The sequence below is a fragment of the Flavobacterium sp. genome (genome assembly GCF_027482425.1).
In the GTDB taxonomy this organism is placed as follows: Bacteria; Bacteroidota; Bacteroidia; order Flavobacteriales; family Flavobacteriaceae; genus Flavobacterium.
This window is the reverse complement of the sequence record NZ_JAIXWA010000004.1, coordinates 20,361-27,129: the sequence shown is the minus strand read 5'-3', so window position 1 is coordinate 27,129 and position 6,769 is coordinate 20,361. Positions and strand designations below refer to the sequence as shown.

Sequence of the window (6,769 nt, the reverse complement as noted above, 5' to 3'; positions counted from 1 at the left end):
ACTTTTGCCAATTGTGTTTTTCCAACTCCAGTTGATCCCAAGAAAATAAAGGAACCAATCGGACGATTCGGATCTTTGAGTCCCGCACGGTTCCGTTGAATAGAACGTGCAATTTTCAACACCGCATCATTTTGCCCTATGACTTTACCTTGAAGTAATTCCGGCAAATGGGCCAGTTTGTTGCTCTCGGTTTGCGCAATACGGTTGACCGGAATGCCTGTCATCATAGAGACCACATCGGCTACATTATCTTCGGTGACTTGAATACGATTGTTTTTGGAATCTTCTTCCCATTGTTCTTGGGCAATGGCCAATTCCTTTTCTAGTTTTTTCTCGTCATCGCGCAATTTTGCTGCTTCTTCGTACTTCTGCCTTTTTACGACAGAATTTTTAAGTTCGCGCACTTCTTCCAATTGGCGTTCCAAGTCCAAAATCTGTTTAGGAACATCAATATTGGTAATGTGGACACGAGATCCGGCTTCGTCAAGCGCATCAATCGCTTTGTCTGGTAGGAAACGTTCGGACATGTAGCGATCGGTCAATTTTACACACGCTTCAATTGCTTCTGGCGTGTAGATGACGTTGTGGTGGTCTTCGTATTTGTTTTTGATGTTGTTCAAAATAGTAATGGTTTCAGGCACCGTAGTAGGTTCTACGATCACTTTTTGAAAACGACGTTCCAAAGCGCCATCTTTTTCAATATACTGACGGTATTCATCCAACGTAGTTGCACCAATGCATTGAATTTCCCCACGGGCCAAAGCCGGTTTAAACATATTGGAAGCATCGAGCGAGCCTGTAGCACCGCCCGCACCGACGATAGTATGGATTTCGTCTATAAAAAGGATGATGTCGTCATTTTTTTCCAATTCATTCATCACCGCTTTCATGCGTTCTTCAAATTGGCCTCGGTATTTAGTACCCGCTACCAAAGAAGCCAAATCAAGGGTAACGACGCGTTTGTTGAACAAGATGCGTGAGACTTTCTTTTGAATGATACGTAAAGCCAATCCTTCGGCAATTGCTGATTTACCCACCCCGGGTTCACCAATGAGTAGGGGATTATTCTTTTTGCGACGGCTGAGAATTTGAGAAACACGTTCAATTTCTTTCTCACGACCCACTACAGGGTCCAATTTTCCTTCTTCTGCCAATTCGGTTAAATCCCGACCAAAATTATCTAGAACAGGAGTTTTTGACTTTTTGTTGGATTTATTAGTAGGATTATTAAAACTTTCTCCCTTCAAGCTGTCATCTTGACCTGAATCGTCATTATACGATTCGTTTTTGGGGAGATTATCCATGAAGTCTTCGTCTTTCGGTGTCATTTGTAGATATTGTTCTTTAGCTGTCTCATAATCGATTTTTAATTTGTTCAACAGCTTGGTTGTGGGATCATTTTCATTGCGAAGAATACACAACAATAAGTGTGCCGTGCTGATTGAGGTACTTTGAAAAACTTTAGCCTCTAGAAAAGTAGTTTTTAAAGCTCTCTCGGCTTGGCGTGTTAGGTGTAGATTCTTTTTTTCGATACTTTGGTCGGCCGAAGGGTTAGGTGGACTCAATACTTCAACTTTACGGCGTAAATGTTCCAAGTCAACCGAAAGATTATTCAATATAGTGATTGCTTTCCCATTACCATCGCGTAAAATTCCCAGCATAAGATGTTCCGTGCCGATAAAATCGTGGCCCAAGCGTAAGGCCTCTTCTTTACTGTACGTGATTACATCTTTGACTCGAGGTGAAAAATTGTCATCCATAGCAATCCGATTAAGGGTTTTGGTAAAATTACTAAATATAGTCTGCAATTGCAAAAATCATTCCGCAGCAACCTATGGTTGTAAAATGACAAAAAAAAGCGCAATAGTTGTCAGGGTTGTCAGGGGATTTATTAACCGTTTCAACCCTTGATTTTGTTAATAAAAAGTCGAAATATGCCGTGGGAATTTCTTTTCAAAAAAACAAAATGATGTATATTGCACGTTTGAATAATTGAACCAAAATTTTATAAAATATTTAGCATATGTCTGACGGAGAGAAGTTAATTCCTATCAACATTGAAGACGAGATGAAAAGTGCGTACATCGATTATTCGATGTCTGTAATAGTATCTCGTGCCTTACCTGACGTTCGTGACGGTTTAAAACCTGTACATCGACGTGTATTGTATGGAATGTATGACTTGGGAGTTTTTTCAAATAGAGCCCATAAAAAATCGGCGAGAATTGTAGGGGAAGTACTCGGTAAGTACCACCCGCATGGTGATAGCTCGGTATATGATGCCATGGTGCGCATGGCGCAAGAATGGAGTTTACGTTACTTATTAGTTGATGGACAAGGAAACTTTGGTTCGATCGATGGTGACAGTCCAGCGGCCATGCGTTATACAGAAGCGCGTATGAAAAAAATGTCAGAAGACATTATGGCAGATATCGACAAAGAAACCGTTGATTTTCAATTGAACTTTGACGATACGTTGTACGAACCCAAAGTAATGCCGACCCGTATACCCAATCTATTAATAAATGGTGCTTCGGGGATTGCGGTAGGGATGGCTACCAATATGCCGCCGCACAACCTTACAGAAGTTGTAGACGGAACCTTGGCTTATATTGATAATACGGACATTGAAATTGACGAGTTGCTTCAATACATCAAAGCGCCTGATTTCCCCACGGGAGGAGTGATTTATGGATACGAGGGAGTTCGTGAAGCTTTTAAAACCGGTCGCGGACGCATTGTCATTCGTGGTAAGGTAAATTTTGAAGAGGTCAATGGCAAAGAAGCCATCGTAGTAACTGAAATTCCGTATCAAGTTAATAAAGCTGAAATGATTAAAAAGACAGCGGACTTGATTAATGAAAAGCGAATTGAAGGTATTTCGAATATTCGTGATGAATCCGATCGTAGCGGTATGCGTATTGTGTATGAGTTAAAACGCGATGCTGTTCCCAATGTAGTGTTGAATATGTTGTTCAAATACACCCAATTGCAAAGTTCGTTTAGCGTAAACAATATTGCTTTAGTGAACGGTCGTCCCGAGATGCTGAATTTGAAAGATTTGATTCATCATTTTGTGGAGCACCGTCATGATGTGGTGGTTCGTCGTACACAGTTTGAATTGCGTAAAGCGGAAGAGCGCGCCCACATATTAGAAGGGTTAATCATTGCCTCCGATAATATTGATGAAGTAATAGCTATTATACGGGGATCGAAAGATGGCGATGAAGCACGTACCAAATTGATGGAGCGTTTTAGCTTGTCGGAAATTCAATCCCGTGCCATCGTCGAAATGCGTTTACGTCAGTTGACCGGACTTGAGCAAGATAAGCTGCGTGCTGAATACGAGGATATTATGAAGTTGATTCAGCGATTAAAAGATTTGTTGGCCAATAAAGACTTGCGAATGGCCTTAATCAAAGAAGAATTGATTGAAGTTCGCGATAAATATGGTGATGCACGTCGTTCTGAAATTGTTTATGCGGGAGGTGATGTTAGTATTGAAGATTTGATTGCCGACGAGAATGTTGTAATTACTATTTCGCATGCGGGCTATATCAAACGGACTTCATTATCAGAGTATAAGACTCAGAATAGAGGAGGGGTGGGGCAAAAATCGGCGGCGACGCGTGATCAAGATTTCCTAGAGCATTTGTTTGTTGCCACCAACCACCAATATTTATTGTTCTTTACGCAAAAAGGAAAATGTTACTGGATGCGTGTGTATGAAATTCCTGAAGGTTCCAAGGCTAGCAAGGGACGTGCAATTCAGAACTTAATCAATATTGAAAGTGATGACAAGGTTAAGGCATTTATTTGTACCAAAGACCTTAAAGACGAAGAATACATTAATAATCATTATGTGATTATGGCGACCAAACAAGGTCAGGTGAAGAAAACACCACTCGAGCAATATTCTCGTCCCCGTCAAAATGGGATCAACGCCATCACAATTCGCGAAGATGATGAATTGTTAGAAGCAAAACTAACCACAGGAAACAGTCAGGTGCTTATCGCTGTGAAGTCGGGTAAACTTGTGCGCTTTGAAGAAAGCAAAACGCGTCCTATGGGAAGAACAGCCTCTGGAGTTCGCGGGATTACCTTAGCTGACGAAAAAGATGAAGTGATCGGAATGGTTGCGGTTGATGAAAAAGAAGTCAATGAGAAACAGATTTTGGTGGTTACTGAAAATGGGTATGGGAAACGAACCAAATTGGTTGATGATGATGGTGAAGATGTATATCGTATTACCAACCGTGGTGGTAAAGGGGTGAAAACATTGAATATTACCGACAAAACCGGCCCGTTGATTTCGATTTCTGATGTCACCGATGAAGATGATTTGATGATTATCAACAAGTCGGGATTAACGATTCGTATGATGGTTTCCGATCTTCGTGTTATGGGTCGAGCTACCCAAGGAGTTCGTCTAATCAACATCAAAAATAACGACTCCATTGCCGCAGTAACTAAGGTGATGCGAGAGGAAGAATCGGAGGAGTTAGAAGTAGACGACCTTAATGAAGGAACCGTATTAAACGACGAATCTACCGAAGAAAATGAAGAATAAAAAGTAAAATAATTGTGTAAAAGCCATGTGTTGAAATTCAATCGTGGCTTTTTACGTTTTTTAAATCAAATCGTATGAAAATCAATCATTTATTTTTAGCTGGAACCCTATTCTTAGCTACCGCTTCATTCGCACAAAAAGACGAATTGAAAGCTTTAAAAAAATTATACGCTAAAGATGCGTTAAAAACCGAAGAGTATACTGAATACAAAAATTTGGTTCAAAAGCTAGAAGGTTTAGCCACTGAAGAATCGGATAAAGTATATCTTAAGTTTTACAAAGCGATGGTTCCGATGATGGAAATGTCTACTTGGGATAAAAATATGTCGCCCGTAGTGATGCAAGCCCAAATGACCAAACTTTTTTCTCCTAATACCATTGAAGGTCTTGGTGTGGCTATGCGTGAAACTTTGGATTATGAGGTTAAATCGGGAAAAAAATTATATACCGACGATATCAATGAAACTATTCAAGCATTCAAAGGTCAGTTATTAAATGTGGCCATTAGTTTAGGAAATGCTAAGCAATTTTCAGAGTCTTCCAAAATTCTTTACAGCATTTATTTGATGGAGCCTAAAGAAATGGAAAATCTCTATTTTGCAGCGAGTTATGCCGTAGAAGGTAAAGATTATGACAGTGCTTTAAAATACTATGAAATCTTAAAGGACAAAAACTATACGGGAGAAGGGGTAAAATATTTTGCCAAAAATAAATTAACAGGACAGTTAGAAAGTTTTACGGACAAGTCCATCCGAAATAAATTTATTGAGTTAGGTCAATATACCGATCCAACGGAAGAGAAAGTGCCTTCTAAACGCGGTGAAATTGTTAAAAATATTGCATTAATTTATTTGCAACAAGGTAAAACGGATGCTGCAAAATCAGCGATAGCCGATGCCAAAAAAGAACTGCCAGGCGATACGAATCTTTTATTGTCAGAGGCTGAGATTTATTTGAAGTTAAATGATGTTCCCAATTATCAAAAAACCATCAAAGAAGTGTTGGAGAAAAATCCTAATGACCATATATTGATATATAATCTTGGGGTAACAAGCGGGAACAATAATCAATTCGATGAAGCAGAAAAATATTACCGACGCGTCATTGAAATTAAACCTGATTATGTTGATGCATATGTTAACTTAGCTGATATGATGTTGAAACCCGATCAAAAGCTTGTGGATGAAATGAATAAATTAGGCTACACTGAAAAAGACCAAAAGCGATTTGAGTTTTTGAAAGTAGAGCGTCAGAAATTATTCAACAAAGTATTGCCAATTTTAGAAAGTGCCTATAAACTTCAACCAAACAACGAAGGCGTAATCAATGGATTACTCACCGTGTATAAGTTTTTGGAACGTAATGATAAGGTGAAAGAATTGAAAGCTCAGCTTGGAAAATAAAAAAAAGTGCTCTACATCTAGAGCACTTTTTTTATATCAATTTTTTGATCACCCGTAAACGATGGGTATGTCGATTTTCCTCTGCATTGTAAATACCCAAATGGTCTAATCGATCGACGCGAACTTTGCCACTGGCATGAATGATGTAATTGTTTTCTAAAATGATTCCAACGTGGATGATTTTGCCATCTTCATTATCAAAAAATGCCAAATCACCAGGTTCGCTTTCTTCAATAAAACTCAACACTTCGCCTTGTGTGGCTTGTTGCGAGGCATCGCGTAAAAGAGCATACCCATTGAGTTTGTAAACCATTTGCGTAAAACCAGAGCAATCAATACCAAAAGGCGATTTTCCTCCCCACAAATAGGGTGCATTCAAGTACATAAATGCCGTGGGAATTAATTCCGATTTTGGTTTTTTCCCTGTAATCTTTAACCCTTCAAATCCGAATTGCGTCCGATTAACATCCGCGTGGTTTAAAAAAGTCAGTGAAGCACCCAATAACAATGGAATTAACTGATTCTCGGGGGTTATCACATATTCAACCAAATCTGCATTTAAGATTAAAGCATCTTGCGATAATTTTTCAAACTGGTCTTGTGTAATTTCTAGGCATTGTTTTCGGTCAATCCATCCCTCGTACTGATCGAAATGAAGTTTGATTCTCAGCCATTGTTTTTCTTTATCTATAATTTCAAAATGTTCTCCAAACAACACTTGTGACACCATTTCACTTCGGTCACTCGGTTCGGCGCGCAGCGGAATTACAGAAAGGGTACAAAGGGCAAACTTCAT

At 39.3% G+C, this 6,769-nt stretch carries 4 protein-coding genes; 2 read left to right on the top strand and 2 right to left on the bottom strand.

Annotation, left to right across the window (positions count from 1 at the left end):
• A partial coding sequence (locus tag Q0037_RS00225; RefSeq protein WP_297513611.1) for an ATP-dependent Clp protease ATP-binding subunit occupies positions 1-1,760 on the bottom strand: 1,760 nt, incomplete at its 3' end.
• A 263-nt stretch (positions 1,761-2,023) separates the two neighbouring features.
• Between Q0037_RS00225 and gyrA the strand changes: the two genes are divergently transcribed.
• Both gyrA and Q0037_RS00215 read left to right on the top strand, forming a co-directional pair.
• A complete protein-coding gene (gene gyrA, locus Q0037_RS00220) occupies positions 2,024-4,570 on the top strand; it encodes a DNA gyrase subunit A (RefSeq protein WP_297513608.1) in 2,547 nt (848 codons plus the stop codon).
• Between the two features lie 74 nt (positions 4,571-4,644).
• Entirely contained in the window at positions 4,645-5,973 is a 1,329-nt protein-coding gene (locus Q0037_RS00215) for a tetratricopeptide repeat protein (RefSeq protein WP_297513605.1), read from the top strand.
• A gap of 31 nt (positions 5,974-6,004) precedes the next feature.
• Here the strand turns inward: Q0037_RS00215 and Q0037_RS00210 are convergent, their stop codons facing one another.
• Entirely contained in the window at positions 6,005-6,769 is a 765-nt protein-coding gene (locus tag Q0037_RS00210; RefSeq protein ID WP_297513603.1) for a C40 family peptidase, read from the bottom strand.

Coding starts and splice junctions, on each gene's coding strand:
- gyrA (WP_297513608.1), top strand. CDS start 2,024: ATGTCTGACGGAGAGAAGTTAATTCCTATCAACATTGAAGACGAGATG.
- Q0037_RS00215 (WP_297513605.1), top strand. CDS start 4,645: ATGAAAATCAATCATTTATTTTTAGCTGGAACCCTATTCTTAGCTACC.
- Q0037_RS00210 (WP_297513603.1), bottom strand. CDS start 6,769: ATGAAGTTTGCCCTTTGTACCCTTTCTGTAATTCCGCTGCGCGCCGAA.